We start from the raw sequence: 16,389 nt of genomic DNA, 5'->3' as shown, positions 1-16,389 counted from the left end.
TATCCAAATATAGAATACTTAGCGAGTGTCACTGGCAAATCCCGCTAAAAACAATATTTTTATCAGCTAACATGTCCTCGTCACCCGCCATAAAAAAGATTCGCCCGCTGCAGTTGGTTGCCGTGATCTTTTTTACCGTTTCCGGCGGCCCTTACGGGCTTGAACCGCTTTTGTCCTACGCGGGTGAACATGGCGCTTTGTTGTTGTTAATGCTCACGCCAATCGTTTGGGATGTACCCGCCATTTTCACTGTACTGGAGTTAAACAGCATGATGCCTATTGAAGGCGGTTATTACCGCTGGGTGAAATATGCGTTAGGAACGCGCTGGGGATTTTATGAAGGTTGGTGGACATGGCTATACACTTTCGTCGACCTGGCTATTTACCCGGTGCTGTTTGTGCAGTATGCATCTTTTTTTTACCCTGAACTTGCTGCTTACAAAATACCGGTATGCCTATGCATCATCTGGGCCTCTGCCGGGTTAAACATTTTAGGGATTGTGCCGGTAGGACGTGTGTCTCTGATATTAGGCGTAGGTGTGCTGACACCGTTTTTAGTACTGATCCTGGCCTTCTTTTATCATCACACGGGCGGATTAAATATCCCTTCGCCTTCGTTGAAAGGCATTACTTACCCTTCTATGGGGATGGCTTTGTACACTGTGATGTGGAACTGCCTGGGATGGGATAACGTGACCACTTATGCCGAGGAAGTGGAGAAGCCTGTGCGGTCATATCTTGTTTCGGTTTTTACGGCATTTATACTGGTGCTGGTTGTTTATTTCTTCGCTATCCTCGTAGCCCAGCAATCGCATATTGGTTTTATTACTTTAACCGATAGGGGCTTCCCTGAATTAGGGGTATTAATTAGCGGCAGATGGCTTGGCATAATGATCGCAGCCGGAGGTATGGCCAGCACGTTAGGGATCTATGCAGCAGTATTACTCTCCGTATCACGTGTGCCAAAAGTAATGGCCGATGATGGCCTGCTGCCCAAATGGCTGAACAAACTGCACTCCAAATTCGGCACCCCATACGTGTCTATTATCATCTGTTCTCTAGTAGTAAGCCTCATGGTGCTCTGGACCTTCGCCGATCTGCTCATTATAGATGTTACGGTTTACGGCGCAGGATTATTTTTAGAATATATCTCATTAATCCGTCTTCGCCTAAGCGAACCTGATAGGCCCCGACCCTTTAAAATACCGCTCAATATCGCCGGGCTTTGCCTGATGGCTTTGTTGCCGCTGGTAGTGTATGCTGTGGCTCTGTCAGGCGCTTTAGTATCAACCGGGAAGGGTATTATCCCTGCTGTTTTTGCTGTTTGCGCCCTGCTTACCGCTGAGTTAGTTTGGTGGATAATCAAATGGACGAAATTGCCGCAGGTGTAGGGACCTGACGTACCGGTCTTTGGGAAAAACGTCAATCTGCAAAACCTAAGCCGTTTATTTGTAGTTATATTAGTGTAAAACAATTGGCTATGAGATCGATATGGAAAGGTTCGATAGGCTTCGGACTGGTTAATATTCCCATCAAATTGTATTCGGCGGTGCAAAGCAGTTCTCTTGATCTGGATATGCTCGACAGCCGTGATCACTCACGCATCAGGTATCAACGTGTTAATGAGCATACGCATAAAGAGGTGCCGTACGATAAGATTGTAAAAGGGTATAAGCTTAATGATGATTATGTAATACTGGAAGACCACGATTTTGAAGATGCGGCGCCTGAAAAAAGCAAAGTGATCGAAATAGAAAGCTTTGTGGATATATCGGAGGTTAATCCGATGTACTATGAAACCTCCTACTATACCGAACCGGATACTAAGAACAATAAGGCCTATGCACTGCTGATAGAGGCATTGAAAAAGACAGGCAAAGCCGGACTAGCACGATTTGTTTTAAGAAGCACCGAAAGTTTGTGCATTGTTCACCCGGTTGAGCATGTGCTGGTGGTTACACGCATCCGTTTTGCACAGGAAATTCGTAGTACAGAAGATCTGAATATTGATGATGATGTGGCGGTCGGCAAGAAAGAATTGGATGTAGGTATTGCTTTGATCAAACAATACGAAGAAAAATTCGATGTGTCGAAATTTAAGGATGATTATCACCAGGAATTGCTGAAGATAATCGAAGCGAAGGCAAAAGGGAAACGTCCTACCATCAAGAAACTAAAACCACATAAGACTACCAATAATGATCTTTATGATCAACTGATGCAGAGTTTGAACGCAAGAAAAGGAGCATAATATGGGGCTGGCGGAGTACATAAAAAAGCGTGTCTTCAATAAGACTACCGAGCCGAAGGGGGGCAAGAGCGATAACAAACATCTGGCTTTTGTTGTTCAGCGGCACCATGCGTCGCACCTGCATTATGATTTCAGGCTCGAGCTCGATGGTGTGCTAAAAAGCTGGGCAGTACCCAAAGGGCCATCGATGAACCCGGGTGACAAACGCCTGGCTATGATGGTAGAAGATCATCCTTTTGATTACCGCAAATTTGAGGGGATCATTCCGCAAGGAAACTATGGCGCGGGAGTAGTGATGATATGGGATAAAGGCACCTATACCTCGTTGTCCGAAAAGCGGGCGGATGATGTAAAAAATTTACGGGCCGGTTTAAAAGCTGGTAATTTGAAATTCAAACTCAATGGTGAAAAATTAAAGGGTGAGTTTGCCCTTGTAAAACTGCACAGCGGCGAAGATAATTCATGGCTGCTGATTAAGCATAAAGATCAGTTTGCGGTCACAAAAAAATATGACAGCGAAAGCCTTGTTCCGGCTGACGTGAAAAAGCTCGGCAATAATAAGAACGGTAATGTTGAAGCTTTATCGAATCGTAGAAAGACTCAGCCCGAAGAAACTAAAGAAGAGGCGGATGACGAGCCTGCAGGTGAGAAAGCTTACACACCTATGATGGCCAAATTAGAGGCCAAAGTATTTGATGATTCTGACTGGATCTACGAGAAAAAACTGGACGGCTACCGGGCAATCGGCTATACGGGTAAAAAGGCAAAACTGATTTCGCGAAATAACATCGATTTTAGCAAGGATTATAAACCGATTATTGATGAACTCAAGGTTATCGGACAGGATGCTATTCTGGACGGTGAATTGGTAATTGAAGATAAAGAGGGTAAAAGCAAGTTTCAGCATATCCAGAACTATAAAAATGATACGACTGCCGGAACGCTGAAGTATTACGTGTTCGATTTGTTAAAACTAAACGGTCACGACCTGCGGGGGATGGAACTAATCAAGCGCAAGGAACTGCTCAAAACGCTGGTCAAATCCCTGAAAAGCACGCGAATCATATATAACGACCATATAACGGGCAAAGGAACCGAGCTATTCGCGAAAGCAAAAAAAGAAGGCTGGGAGGGCATTATCGGCAAAGACATGCACAGCATTTATGCAAGCAGCAAGCGGTCGGACCGGTGGCAAAAGTTTAAGCTCCAAAATTCGCAGGAAGCCATTATTTGCGGGTATACTGCTCCGACGGGATCGAGGAAACATTTTGGTGCATTGGTGCTGGGCATCAACGAGGGAAAGAAGATTAGGTATATCGGCAATTGCGGGACAGGCTTCAATGAAACCTCGATCCGCGAGCTTTATGAGAAAATGCAACCTTTGGAAACTGACAAAAAGCCTTTTGAACAGAAAGTGCACCAACGCACAAAAGTCACCTGGACAAAACCGAAATTAGTATGTGAGGTTTGGTACGCCGAATGGACGGCAGACGGACATTTACGGCAACCGGTTTATAAGGGGCTACGCATAGATAAAAACGAAGAAAACGTTGTAATGGAAACACCCAACAAGCAAGTGGCCGACGAGGAAGTATTCACCTTTGGCCGCGACCAGGTTAAAGGAACACATCTGAGTAAGGTTTTTTGGAAAGACGAAGGAATTACCAAAGGCGAGCTGATCCATTACTATAAGGATATGGCCGACTATATTATTCCTTACCTGAAGGACAAGCCCATCTCCATGCGCCGGCAGCCCAACGGCATTGTAGACGAGGGCTTTTTTCAGAAAGATGTGGATGCCAGTCACCTGCCATCCTATATAAAAACGGAGCCTGTTTACTCCGAAAGCAACGATAAAAATATCAATTACATTATTGGCAAGGATGCCGCGACTTTACTTTATATGGTGAACTTGGGCTGTATAGAGATAAACCCCTGGCTCAGTTCCTACAAAAAGCCGGAGAACCCCGATTTTGTGGTGATCGATATTGATCCGCACGATGTGCCATTTACCGAAGCTGTAGAAGTGGCTCTGAAAACCAAAGAGGTCTTCGACCGCATGAAATTGGACGTGTTTGTAAAAACGTCAGGCTCCAAAGGGCTGCATATTTACTGCTACCTGGGCGCCAAATATGATTACGATTTCACTAAAATGTTTGCCGAATATACCGCTAATATAATTCATGATGAGTTGCCCGATATCACCAGTGTGGAACGCAATCCTGCAAAGCGGAGAAATAAAACTTATATCGATTTCCTGCAAAACCGGAGGGGGCAAACTATAGCGTGCCCTTATTCCGTGAGGCCAAAACCCGGCGCAACGGTTTCTGCTCCGTTGCATTGGAATGAAGTTGATAATCATCTGAAGCTATCCGATTACACAATTAACACGATGCGTGAGCGTGTAAAAAATACCGACGATCCCTGGAAAGATCTGACCAAAAGCAAAGCTGATCTAAAAAGTGCACTCGAATTGCTAAAATCGTAATAATTAATCAATGTATATTTTTAATTAATATTATTTCAAAATAATAAAACTTAAGTGATTGCCATATGTAGTTTAAATACAAACAATTAAAAAGGATCTACATTATGTCGACTATCAAAACAACAGCGAACCACGCAGAAATGGCCTCGGGCGTGAACGAATCAGCATTGAATGAATTATTCATTGATGAGTTAAAAGATATTTATTGGGCTGAAAAACATTTAACAACGGCTTTACCAAAAATGGCCAAAGCAGCTACCAGTGAGCAACTGCGTTCTGCAATTCAAAATCATTTGGCTGAAACGGAAAATCATGTAAGTCGTTTAGAACGAGCTTTTGAATCAATAGGCGAAAAAGTTGTCGCTAAAAAATGTGAAGCAATGGCAGGCCTGATAAAAGAAGGCGATGAAATTGTTGCCGACACTAAAACAGGAAGCATTACACGCGATGCAGGAATTATTTCAGCGGGACAGAAAATAGAACATTATGAAATTGCTTCTTACGGCACTTTAAAAACACTGGCAGGCGTTTTAGGGTACGATGAAGCAGCAGAGTTACTTGAAGCAACCTTGCAGGAGGAAAAAAATGCCGATATCAAACTTACGGAGGTAGCCGAAAACAGCATAAATCAATCGGCAAGTAAAGAAAAGAAATGATGTTATTGAAAATGAATTAAAAGGCTGCCATTGGCGGCCTTTTTTATGGATAAATTCTTAACTTTAATAGCGATCTTCATCCAATGGAGTTTTATCCCAAAGTATACCTGTACCGGCGCATAGTTAAAGCCAAATTGTTTATTGACGATAACTACGCCAATGCGATTGAGCTTGACCATATTGCCGATGAGGCTTTCTTCTCCAAATTTCATTTCATCCGCCTTTTCAAAAAAACTTACGGCAAAACGCCCCACCAGTACCTGACTTATGTTCGGATAGAAAACTCGAAATTGTTTTTGAAAAAGCAAATGCCGGTTTCTGAAGTATGTTATTCAGTGGGGTTTGACAGCGTCAGCTCGTTTACAGGTTTATTTAAGCGCATGGTTGGACAAACACCTTCCGCGTATCTGCAAGAATATATCGGCAAGCAGCTAGAGATAAAAACCATCCCTCTCAAACATGTTCCCAATTGCTTTGCCGAAATGAACGGCTGGACCCAAAAGAGCAATTTTCAAGAAGTCTAAATGTGCTGTATCATAGATATTTGAGTAAATCAATTACTTAAAATTATGATCACCCGATTAAATCATGTGAGCATTTTTGTGCTCAACCAGGACAGCGCATACGATTTTTATGTGAATAAACTGGGTTTTAAAGTACATACCGATGCGCCTATGGGGCCGGGCGCCCGCTGGCTCACGGTTAACCCGCCAGAACAGACTGACCTTGAAATCGCCCTGATGGCGATAAGCGAAGGGATGATGTTCACCAGGGAATCAGCAGAAGCTATGCGCAAACTGGTAGCAGGCGGAACATTTGGGTTCGGTGTATTTCAATGCAATGACTTATTAGCAACTTATGAAGAATTGAAGGCCAAGGGCGTGGAGTTTACCAAAGCACCGACGCAGGAGTTTTATGGTTTCGAAGCATTGTTTAAAGACGATTCGGGAAATTGGTTCTCACTTGGTCAGAAGTAAATAAAAAAAGCCGTGTTAGCGGCCTTTTTTTTACGTTTCATATTATTTATATAGTCGTTGGTCGTCGCAGCAATCCTAAAATGATGGCGATGATCGCAATAACCAATAGTACGTGTATCAGCCCTGCGGCTGAATAAACAAATACGCCCAGTGCCCATCCTATGATGAGTATAACGGCGATGATATACAATAATGAATTCATGGTAGATAGTTTTAGTTAGATGATGTTTTTCATTAATATAAGTCTCCCGGAGCTAAAATGTTTTGATAAAACAACAAAGCTGCCCATACTATTTATATAGACAGCTTCGTAATAAGCTAATGATTAGATGAAATCTGAGGCAGTTAGGCAGTTACCTGAAGTCGTTCAGCAAATTCTTTTGCAAACTCTTCCAGCTTTATTTTACCTGAAATCACGCCGCCACTGGCGTCAAAATCTTTCCATAAAATGGCGCTTCGTATGGCGGTCCCCATTTCTGTAAAATTTCGGGCAATTTCCGGGGGCAAACCGCCTTGAAGCATTCCCTCGTAGGCTTGCTCATCGGTAAATTCAATCCATTTCAAATCAGGTTTATCGATAGCTGCTCCTAAAATTTTCGCTGCCTCACCCAAAGTGCGTTCGTCGCTCACCGCATAACGTACGCTCTTGCCTGTGAAAGTATTTTGCAATTCTTCCGCCACAATATTGGCAATATCCAATGGGTGGGTCATAACCAGGCGTGTTTGTGCACTATAGTTTGATCCAAGGAAGCCCTGATTAATCATCGGGATATTGTTATAAAAATTGGTGTAAAAGAAACCAGCGCGAACGTGTTTAATGGCAACGCCCTCCAATTTGTTTAACCCGGTCTCGGCATCATGTACACCTGATATCGGACCTGTGCCGCCGTCAATGTCAGCACCGATACTGCTCAAGTTTACGATTCTTTTAATACCCGCTTTTTTGACAGCCTCTGCATAGGTTTTGCCTGAGTCGCCAACATATTTACGGTAATTGGCTGCTGCGAAGTTTGGCGGTATCATGGTATACACTACGTCTGCACCAGTGAATGTTTGAGCCAGGAAGTCGACATCGGCGATTGAACCTATGGCTGCTTTAGCACCCAAAGCTTCGATGTCATTTACTTTGTTTGTATCCGAGCTAATGACGTTCACATCGTGACCGTTTGCTACCAGTTGTTTGGCGAGAGGTTTACTAATGTTCCCCAATGAGCCTGTTACTATAATTTTCATGATCTTTTTAATTTGATTTTGTTGGGAACAAAGTTATTTTTGTACTTACTTTTTTACAAGTACTTACCCTAAAGTATGTATCATGACACTGGTAAAAGAAAGCTCAACCATACAGGAAAATAAGAAGTTCGCACTTAGTGAATGCCCGGTAACTTATGTTATGGAAAAGATAGGTGGTTACTGGAAGCCGATTATTTTATATCACTTGCTCACAGGAGATAAGCGTTACAGCGAACTGCGTAAAGCTATTCCGGCTATTACCGAAAAAATGCTGATTCAGAACCTGAAACAACTGGAAGTTGATAACCTGGTGATCAGGGAGTCAAAACCCGTAGTGCCGCCTTACGTAATTTACAGCCTGACCTCTGCGGGTAAGAAATTACACCCCGTACTGTTTGCAATGGCTAACTGGGCTATAGAAGATACCGGGCTACAGGAAACCTATGCCAATAAAGCCATGGAAAGCTTCCCGCAGCAAAGCTAATTTAAAGAGACTACAGCCTTAGCCACTTTTTACGCACTTCCAGTTGCTGCGCGCTTGGCGAATCGACACTGACGATACTGTACTTTACCTGCGTCCTTTTAAGCAGAGTAACAGGAAGGGTTACAGGTAAACCATCTCTCAATACCGATACACTGATCTTATCTCCTGGTTTTTTACCATTTAAGGCAGTGCTCATATCCGTGATTTTATTGCCATCAATATCAGTTATTTCGTCTCCCACATTAATGCCGTCAATCCAGGCAGCCGAATTGCGGACAACATTGGTTACAGTGATTTTGTTATTAGCCGATGCTGTGACAACACCTAGTGAAGGGTCATTATTCCCACCAAGCTCGTCTTTTAACTGGTAACCCGCGTAAGCCAGGTATTTCCCATAATCGATATCATCCAACCCGTTGATGTATTTTTTATAAAACTCATCCAGATTTTTACCACTAAATTTTTCCAGTGCGGCTTTAAACTCGATATCGGTGTAGCCACGCTTGTGGGTTTTATAATAAGTATCGTACATGTATTTCATCACATCATCCAAGCAAGATTTGCCATGCGTAACGTTGATGATCTCCAGGTCGAAGATCAGCGCTATAATGGAGCCTTTGTTGTAGTAAGAAATATTAGTGTTCAAAGAGTTCTCATTCGGGCGGTAATACTTTACCCATGCGTCATAACTAGACTCTGAAAGGGTCTGCACTTTATTGCCCTCCTGGTTCTCTACATAATTAATATCTCCAGCCAAAGCTGCCAGGTATGTTTCAGGTGGATAAATATTGGTACGACGTACGATGATGTTCTGGTAATAAGTAGTAAAGCCTTCAGCTATCCACAGATCCGTTGTGTAGTTTTCATTGTCATAATCGAATGGCCCCAGCGCAATTGGCCTAAGGCGCTTCACGTTCCATAGGTGGAAATGCTCATGGGCCACCAGGGTCAAAAAGCCGCGGTAACCGGCATCGGTAGCATAATTATCACGCGACATGCCCAATACGGTCGAACTTAAATGCTCCAATCCGCCGCCGCCTTTTGAGGTATTGTGTACGATAAATACATAACGTTTATTAGGGTCCTCACCAAAAACCGCAGCTTCCTGCTCAATGATCTTTGACATGTCTTTCTTCAGCTTCTCCTTATCGTAATTACCGCCGCCACACATAGCAACCTCATATTTTACGCCCGCTACGTCAAAACTAAATACGTCCTGCGTGCCTACTTCAATCGGCGAATCAAATAAAATATCGTAGTCTGGCGAATGCAGGGTAAAAGGATCATTACTTACCATATCCAGGCTGGTTGAAACAGTTGTCCAGCCTTTATGAGGCACGATATGAATAGTCGAGGGGTGATGCAGCATCCCGTCAGGATACATGAACACTCCGCTGGTTGCCAGGAACGCATGAGAAACATCGATCAAACTGGTACGTACCGATAATTCGAACGCATACAGCTTATATTTTACTTTAACAGCAGATACATTAGCCGTCTGGATTTGCCAGATATTCTTGCGGATCTTTTTTGAATCTATTGATTTGCCATTGGCTTCGGCGCTGAATGATTCTACATTTTTGGAGAACTCGCGAACAAGGTATGAGCCAGGCGTCCATACTGGCATTTTCAGGTCGAGGGTGTTTTGTTTCAGGCCCGAAATGTTCATTTCTATTTCGGCATAATGAGCCTGCGCTTCAGGAAAAGTAACGGTATAAGATATCTGGACGTTGTCGGCGGCTTTGCTGGTAGAATGGTTCATGGCAAGCAATATTAACGAAAAAAGGGCTGTTAAATGTGATAATTTCATCCGGGCAAGATATAAAAAAACCCGGTAATGAATTGTAATATCTCTATTAAGGTGTTGATAAACAGGACGGATGTTTGGGAAAATAAAAAATCAAACACATTCTTTTTTATTTTTATAAAAGCTATTTTTGGAGTGGATGTCAAATTATAAAACCTGTTTACTGATAGACGACAATTACATTGATAATTTTGTCACGCGCAAAATATTAGAAAGCGGCGAGTTTGCCGAGAAGGTGATCGTCAGCCAATCGGCCAGCGATGCGATTGATTCTTTGCGCTCCGGGGCAATAAAACCCGATGTGATTTTTTTGGATATCCGTATGCCGATGATGGGTGGCTTTGAGTTTTTGCAGGAGTATGATAAGCTGGATATTGCAAACAAGCAGACGATAAAGATATTCATGTTATCTTCCTCGCTCGATCCAACCGATTTGAAAAAATCGACTAACAATAAATATATCACATCATTTATTCATAAACCACTCACCCAAAAATCACTCGACGATATTTGTAAATGATCCTTGTTGCTGATAGCGGTTCATCAAAAACAGACTGGTTGCTTGCTGTACCCGAAAAGGAACCATTAGAGTTTAAAACCGGGGGACTAAATCCATATTTTCTTACCGAAAGAGAAATGGTGAAGATACTGCAGGATCAGGGTGCTGGTATGGTAGCTTATGCTGCCGACGTTACAGAAATCTATTTTTTTGGTGCAGGCTGCTCAAGCCCTGACAGGCACGAGATTGTTACCAATGCATTAAGTCAGTTATTCCCCAAAGCTTACATCAGTGCAGATAGCGATCTGTTAGGTAGTGCCTATGCCACTTGCGGTCACGAGAAAGGGCTTTGCTGTGTATTGGGAACGGGGTCTAACATTTCTTTTTTTGATGGAGAAGAAGTACACTCAGGAAAACATGGTTTAGGTTATGCTTTGGGCGATGAGGGGTCGGGCACATGGTTTGGTAAAGCTTTAATCACCGATTTTTTATATGGGAATATGCCTGCGGACATACACGCTCAGTTTGATGAGCAATATCACCTCACCAAAGAAAGTGTGATACGGGATGTGTATCAGAAACCGGCAGCTAATACTTTTCTGGCTTCATTCTCAAGATTTTTAAACACCATCCGCCAAACTGATTATTGCCAGGCGTTACTTGCCAGAGGTTTCCAGGAGTTTATCGATTCCGATATTAAATCGTTCCCACAATATCATCGTTATAAATGCCATTTTGTTGGATCAATCGCTTTTGTTTTTGCTGACGAACTTAAGGCTCTTTGCGAGAAGAACGAGATTCATCTGGGTAAGGTTATCCGCCAACCTATTTTCGACCTGATGCAGTTTATTGTAAGCCGGGAGGGGTAGTTCCGATGAGGGTGTCATGCTGAGGCGCTCGAATTAGGGTGCGTAAAGGCCTGCCCGCATAGTCTTTGACGGACTCAGATTGACAGCGCTCGTTTCTTTCTCCTATCTTTTACCGTTCCGACGAGAATCCATATAATTCCAGCGATTGCAATCATACTTCCTGTTTTTGGGATGTAATCGCCATATAAAGTATAAAAGGTCAGATCGGAATTGAGGTTGATATCCTGTTTAATGGCCGTGCGTGTCCACCATTTGGTTTGCTGAACAACATCACCACGCTGATTAATAAAGGCTGAAATACCCGTATTGGCCGACCTGCATACCCAGCGACGGGTCTCGATAGCACGTAGTTTGGCATAATCCAGGTGCTGGTCTTTTCCCGATGTGTTTTCCCACCAGCCATCGTTAGTGATGATAGCTATAAATTGTGCACCCTTATGAACGGATTGCGCTATCCATTCGCCATAGATGGATTCGTAACAGATTGCAGGAGTAACACCTATCCCGCTTTGTGAATAAAATACACCCGGTTCTTCCTGTCCGGCTACACTACCCGTTGCGCCGCCTAAGTGCTCAAATACAGGCTTCAGGAATGACAGGGTATTTCCAAAAGGTAGTGACTCTACACCAGGTACTAGTTTAGATTTATGATAAAACTGCACCTCGGGTGAGTTCTCAATATTCAAAGCAGCATTAAACTCATCATAAAACTCGTTGCCCTGGGGATCGAATGGAGTGGCCGTTGCTGTTTTTCTTGAGTTGTAGAATTTGATATCTTCTGAACCGGTAAGCACGTTGCCATTTCCATATTTATGCAGAAAATGCTGTATTTGCTCAAAGTATGGGCTACTGCGAACAAGGTCCTCATTTAGTCCACGCGGATCATAGATGGCAGTTTCGGGCCAAATAAAAAACTCTGTATTTTTTTGAGCGATCGAATCAGAAAGATGAGTCAAAATAGTAATCTGCTGAGTTGCCGGTATACTTTCTATCTTTTCGTATGGATCAATATTTGGCTGGGCAACTACAATATTTGATGGATTGGTTTGTTCATGATAATTATTGTACCGATACAATGACCACGCGATCGGCAATGAGATCACCAGACCAAACGCAAGGATCAAAGTAGTCTTCTTTTTAATACGATCTGATTGCTTAAGAATTTGATAAACGAGAAAACTCAATATATTGGCTAGCCAAATCCATATCGTGCCACCATAAACACCTGTATATTCGTACCATTGAATCCATTTTTGGCTTACTGCAAAACCGTTTCCCAGGGTCATCCAGGGGAAATTAAGCTCCCAGGTTTGGTGCAGGTATTCGTAAGCTATCCAGAAAAAAATCAATCCGATCAGGCCTATCTCTTGTTTGGTTACACGCCTTAGACGATAATAAAGCCAGCATGCAGAAGCCATTAATAATGGTCCAAGCGAATAGGGAATAAGCGAAATTGGCACGGCAATAACCGCCCCGATAGTTTTGATCGAGTTATATACCCAGTAAATGGATAGGGTGTTCCAGATAAAGAAGCCGAGAAAGCTTGCCCAGAATATCTTTTTGCCCTTTTTGGTGAAGTTGCTGTTAATGATATTTTCGATAGCGATGAGCACCGGCACAAAACCGATGAAAAGAAAGAAAGAGGTGTACGGCGTAGGCGGCCAGGCGATCCAAAGCAATAAGCCTGAAAGAACGGATAGGAGGATGTTTTTTTTCATTTAAGCTAATAATACATTATCACCCGTCATTGCGAGGAACGAAGCAATCTCTACATAGGACATTCAATGGAACGTGATTTTTTTAGTTAACGTTCTTTGACAAACTCTTCCTCCTTGATTTGCATAGTATAGAGATTGCTTCGTTCCTCAATGACGAGTTTATATTTTCTTTTTTAACCCTTTCCCGCCACACATATTACAAATTCTCCCTTTGCCGGATGTGTCTCAAAATATTCCTTCACTTCACTAATAGCTCCACGAACAGTCTCCTCGAACATTTTAGTCAGCTCGCGGGATACCGATATCTGCCTATCACCACCAAAATAAGTTGCCATCTCATCCAAAGTCTTTAAAAAACGGTGGGGTGATTCATACAGAATAATGGTACGCTCCTCTTCAGCTAATTGCTTATACCGCGTTTGACGCCCTTTTTTCAAGGGCAAAAACCCTTCATAACAAAAGCGGTCGGTTGGGAATCCGGAGTTAACCAAAGCGGGCACAAAAGCTGTTGCTCCCGGAAGGCACTCTACCTCGATATCGTTTTTTAATGCTTCTCGAACCAGGTAAAAACCGGGATCCGATATGGCAGGTGTGCCGGCATCGGATATTAGGGCGATGTTTTTTCCCTCCTTCAAAAACTTTACGATCTCGCCGGAAGACTGGTGTTCATTATGCTGATGATGTGCATAAACCTTCTTCTGAATATCAAAATGTTTTAACAACGGTGCCGATGTGCGGGTGTCCTCAGCCAAAATCAGGTCAACCTCTTTTAAAATGCGTATGGCCCTGAAGGTCATATCTTCCAGGTTTCCTATCGGGGTGGGGACTAAGTAGAGTTTACCGGGCATTTTTCAGTTTGCAGTTAATAGTTGGCAGTGGGCATGAAACTGTATTTTGATTATTATGCAAACAAAAACCTACAAACTGCACACTGCAAACTGCCAACTGATTATATTTGCCAAAAAATAAAATAATGCTGCAAGTTAGTTATATCCGCGATAACAGAGAAAAAGTTTTGGAACGTTTGGCTGTGAAAAATTTCAAACAGCCCGAACTGGTTGATGAGATTATTCAGATGGATAATGATCGCCGTCAGACCCAGAACCGTTTGGACAATATCTCGGCCGAAGCTAATTCGGCAGCAAAGCAAATCGGTGAGCTGATGCGCAAAGGCAAAAAAGATGAAGCCGAAGCCATTAAAGCAAAAACAGGTGCCTGGAAAGAAGAAATAAAAACTTTGGGAGATGCGCTCAATACTTTGGAAAATAATTTGAACCAAAAGGTGGTATTGCTGCCTAATTTACCACACGCATCTGTGCCAAAAGGGTTAACACCAGAGGACAATGAAGTAGTATTAGAAAATGGAGTAAAGCCCAATCTGCCTGCTGATGCTATTCCGCATTGGGAACTGGCCGCAAAATATAATCTGATCGATTTTGAACTGGGTGTAAAAATAACTGGTGCAGGTTTCCCCGTTTATAAAAATAAAGGAGCCAAACTGCAACGGGCGCTGATCAATTACTTTATTGATGAAGCGGAGAAAGCAGGGTACAAAGAAGTGAGCGTACCACTAATGGTGAATGAGGCATCTGGTTTTGGTACATCACAATTGCCAGACAAGGAAGGCCAGATGTATTTCGTAGGATTGGATAATTTATATCTTATTCCTACTGCGGAAGTGCCCATTACCAACTTATACCGCGATGTAATTCTGAAAGCGGATGAACTGCCAATAAGAAATTGCGGCCATACACCTTGTTTTCGTCGTGAAGCTGGTTCTTACGGGGCGCACGTGCGCGGGCTTAACCGTCTCCACCAGTTTGATAAGGTAGAGATCGTAACCATAGCTCACCCCGATGAATCTTACGATATACTTGAAAAGATGAGTGCACACGTGCAAGGCTTGTTGCAAAAATTAGGTTTGCCTTATCGCGTATTACGTTTGTGTGGCGGCGACATGGGTTTTGGCTCTGCTTTAACTTATGATATGGAAACCTGGAGCGCTGCCCAGCAACGCTGGCTGGAAGTTTCTTCAGTATCTAACTTTGAAACTTTCCAAAGCAACCGTTTAAAACTCCGTTTCCGTAATGCTGAAGGGAAAACGCAATTGGCGCATACACTAAACGGAAGTGCATTAGCTTTACCACGTATTGTAGCAACTTTGCTGGAAAATAATCAGACTGAAAGAGGTATCAAAATTCCAGAGGTGCTGGTGCCATACACCAAATTTGAGTGGATTGATTAAGTAAAAGCTGGGCAGTTTATTTATGCTCGCTCACGTATTTATCAAATTGCTCCTTCAGTAAGGAGATTTCTTGCGCCAACTTTTTATTGTTATTGTGGAGTTTTGACGCGACCACACTTAAATGCAGCAGGTAAATCAATATAGCGAAGATAAAGCCAGTGAAAACCATGTTGGAGGCGAGTACAACACCTGTTAGACGGCTTAAAAGTTCGAGGCCTTCGGTCCAGAATGAAAATATCACCAGAAATACCGTACAAATAACCCACACAATAGCATACTCCTCGCGCAGTTTGCCTTTTATAATAAGCCGCGCAATGTACAGGAGGAACAAAATGTTCACGATAATGGCAATGATCTGTATCCTTTGCATAATGATCAGGGTTTACGAATGAATGAAAAAAACATGGCCAGGCTTACTTTGATACAATAGTATAGCGATCCGAAGCTACGAATAGACGATTGTCCGCCGCGCCGCGCGCTCATAATCACCGGCACCTCTGCGATTTTTAAGCCTGCTTTGGAGAATAGTACCAGCGATTCGGGCTCAGGATATTCATCAGGGTAATTTGCTGCCGCGATCTCAATTGCCGCCCTGTCAAACAGTCTGAAGCCAGAGGTGCTGTCATAAATATGCTTGCCGGTCATTACCCGGTTTACCCAATGGAAATAACTGATTCCTAAGCGGCGGAGAAATGAGGACTGAAAACCTTCTTTCTCCAAAAAACGTGAACCGATGACAACATTAGCGCCCGACTCTATATGATGACCAACCAGCTTATCCAATTCTTTTGGCGGGTGCTGACCGTCGCCGTCCAGCTGTATAGCGATGTCGAAATCATTATCGCGGGCATATCGGATACCGGTTTGCACTGCACCGCCAATGCCTAAATTTACGGGCAGATCGAGCACGGTGGCTTTATGTTTCCGGGCCACAGCAACAGTATTGTCTTTGGAGCAATCGTTGATCACCACTACCTCCATCTGGTAGCCGCCGGGTAAGGTTGTTTGATGAAGCTCGTCCAGAACTGAGGGCAGCGAGGCCTCTTCATTATAGCATGGGATTACAATTAGAACTTTACCGGGCATTAACGGGTATTGTATAGTTTAAATGTGCTAATTTTTAGTGGTGAAATTAAAGGTTTTTTGGAAAATACTGCAATAA

General features: G+C 43.1%; 17 protein-coding genes. 10 read left to right on the top strand and 7 right to left on the bottom strand.

Annotated features, from left to right (window positions below; genetic code table 11):
• Nucleotides 1-71: 71 nt before the first annotated feature.
• The 6 genes from Q3A68_RS05865 to Q3A68_RS05840 all read left to right on the top strand — a co-directional run bounded on the left by Q3A68_RS05865 (nucleotide 72) and on the right by Q3A68_RS05840 (nucleotide 6,372).
• Nucleotides 72-1,391, top strand: coding sequence for an APC family permease (locus Q3A68_RS05865; protein WP_302900124.1), 1,320 nt, complete (start codon nucleotides 72-74; stop codon nucleotides 1,389-1,391).
• Nucleotides 1,392-1,480: 89 nt separating this feature from the next.
• Nucleotides 1,481-2,251 (top strand): non-homologous end joining protein Ku, encoded by a 771-nt coding sequence (gene ku, locus Q3A68_RS05860; RefSeq protein WP_302900123.1) that lies wholly within the window; start codon nucleotides 1,481-1,483, stop codon nucleotides 2,249-2,251.
• A 1-nt stretch (nucleotide 2,252) separates the two neighbouring features.
• Entirely contained in the window at nucleotides 2,253-4,739 is a 2,487-nt protein-coding gene (gene ligD, locus Q3A68_RS05855; protein ID WP_302900122.1) for a DNA ligase D, read from the top strand.
• A gap of 104 nt (nucleotides 4,740-4,843) precedes the next feature.
• On the top strand, nucleotides 4,844-5,395 hold the full coding sequence (locus Q3A68_RS05850) for a YciE/YciF ferroxidase family protein (protein WP_302900121.1): 552 nt from the start codon (nucleotides 4,844-4,846) through the stop codon (nucleotides 5,393-5,395).
• Nucleotides 5,396-5,478: 83 nt separating this feature from the next.
• Complete coding sequence (locus tag Q3A68_RS05845; protein ID WP_302900120.1) at nucleotides 5,479-5,919, top strand: helix-turn-helix domain-containing protein; 441 nt, start codon at nucleotides 5,479-5,481, stop codon at nucleotides 5,917-5,919.
• A 45-nt stretch (nucleotides 5,920-5,964) separates the two neighbouring features.
• A complete protein-coding gene (locus Q3A68_RS05840; protein ID WP_302900119.1) occupies nucleotides 5,965-6,372 on the top strand; it encodes a VOC family protein in 408 nt (135 codons plus the stop codon).
• Between the two features lie 46 nt (nucleotides 6,373-6,418).
• Here Q3A68_RS05840 and Q3A68_RS05835 read toward each other — a convergent pair whose 3' ends face one another.
• Together Q3A68_RS05835 and Q3A68_RS05830 are read right to left on the bottom strand one after the other, a co-directional pair.
• Nucleotides 6,419-6,574 carry a lmo0937 family membrane protein gene (locus Q3A68_RS05835; protein WP_302900118.1) on the bottom strand — a complete coding sequence of 52 codons (156 nt, stop codon included), beginning with the start codon at nucleotides 6,572-6,574 and terminating at the stop codon, nucleotides 6,419-6,421.
• 143 nt (nucleotides 6,575-6,717) lie between these two features.
• Nucleotides 6,718-7,605: an NmrA family NAD(P)-binding protein gene (locus Q3A68_RS05830; protein ID WP_302900117.1), complete on the bottom strand. Its 888-nt coding sequence runs from the start codon at nucleotides 7,603-7,605 to the stop codon at nucleotides 6,718-6,720.
• Between the two features lie 82 nt (nucleotides 7,606-7,687).
• Here Q3A68_RS05830 and Q3A68_RS05825 point away from each other — a divergent pair, with 82 nt between their 5' ends.
• A complete protein-coding gene (locus tag Q3A68_RS05825) occupies nucleotides 7,688-8,089 on the top strand; it encodes a winged helix-turn-helix transcriptional regulator (protein ID WP_302900116.1) in 402 nt (133 codons plus the stop codon).
• Between the two features lie 10 nt (nucleotides 8,090-8,099).
• On the opposite strand, the gene Q3A68_RS05820 is transcribed toward Q3A68_RS05825, so the two are convergent.
• Complete coding sequence (locus Q3A68_RS05820) at nucleotides 8,100-9,851, bottom strand: M61 family metallopeptidase (RefSeq protein ID WP_302900115.1); 1,752 nt, start codon at nucleotides 9,849-9,851, stop codon at nucleotides 8,100-8,102.
• Between the two features lie 184 nt (nucleotides 9,852-10,035).
• On the opposite strand from Q3A68_RS05820, the gene Q3A68_RS05815 reads away from it, so the two are divergent.
• Together Q3A68_RS05815 and Q3A68_RS05810 are read left to right on the top strand one after the other, a co-directional pair.
• Nucleotides 10,036-10,416 carry a response regulator gene (locus tag Q3A68_RS05815; RefSeq protein WP_302900114.1) on the top strand — a complete coding sequence of 127 codons (381 nt, stop codon included), beginning with the start codon at nucleotides 10,036-10,038 and terminating at the stop codon, nucleotides 10,414-10,416.
• Nucleotides 10,413-11,264, top strand: coding sequence for an N-acetylglucosamine kinase (locus tag Q3A68_RS05810; RefSeq protein WP_302900113.1), 852 nt, complete (start codon nucleotides 10,413-10,415; stop codon nucleotides 11,262-11,264). The genes Q3A68_RS05815 and Q3A68_RS05810 overlap by 4 nt, the downstream gene beginning before the upstream one ends.
• Before the next feature lie 74 nt (nucleotides 11,265-11,338).
• On the opposite strand, the gene lnt is transcribed toward Q3A68_RS05810, so the two are convergent.
• Nucleotides 11,339-12,982, bottom strand: a complete 1,644-nt coding sequence (lnt, locus tag Q3A68_RS05805; RefSeq protein ID WP_302900112.1) for an apolipoprotein N-acyltransferase — start codon at nucleotides 12,980-12,982, stop codon at nucleotides 11,339-11,341.
• Between the two features lie 173 nt (nucleotides 12,983-13,155).
• A complete protein-coding gene (rsmI, locus tag Q3A68_RS05800; protein ID WP_302900111.1) occupies nucleotides 13,156-13,830 on the bottom strand; it encodes a 16S rRNA (cytidine(1402)-2'-O)-methyltransferase in 675 nt (224 codons plus the stop codon).
• A gap of 125 nt (nucleotides 13,831-13,955) precedes the next feature.
• Between rsmI and serS the strand changes: the two genes are divergently transcribed.
• Entirely contained in the window at nucleotides 13,956-15,227 is a 1,272-nt protein-coding gene (gene serS / locus Q3A68_RS05795) for a serine--tRNA ligase (protein WP_302900110.1), read from the top strand.
• A gap of 16 nt (nucleotides 15,228-15,243) precedes the next feature.
• Here the strand turns inward: serS and Q3A68_RS05790 are convergent, their stop codons facing one another.
• A complete protein-coding gene (locus Q3A68_RS05790) occupies nucleotides 15,244-15,597 on the bottom strand; it encodes a DUF2304 domain-containing protein (protein ID WP_302900109.1) in 354 nt (117 codons plus the stop codon).
• Between the two features lie 5 nt (nucleotides 15,598-15,602).
• Complete coding sequence (locus Q3A68_RS05785) at nucleotides 15,603-16,313, bottom strand: glycosyltransferase family 2 protein (protein WP_302900108.1); 711 nt, start codon at nucleotides 16,311-16,313, stop codon at nucleotides 15,603-15,605.
• Between the last annotated feature and the right edge of the window lie 76 nt (nucleotides 16,314-16,389).

The sequence above is a fragment of the Mucilaginibacter tolerans genome, from assembly GCF_030519375.1.
Classification (GTDB): Bacteria; Bacteroidota; Bacteroidia; order Sphingobacteriales; family Sphingobacteriaceae; genus Mucilaginibacter.
This window is presented reverse-complemented; position numbering and strand designations above follow the sequence as displayed.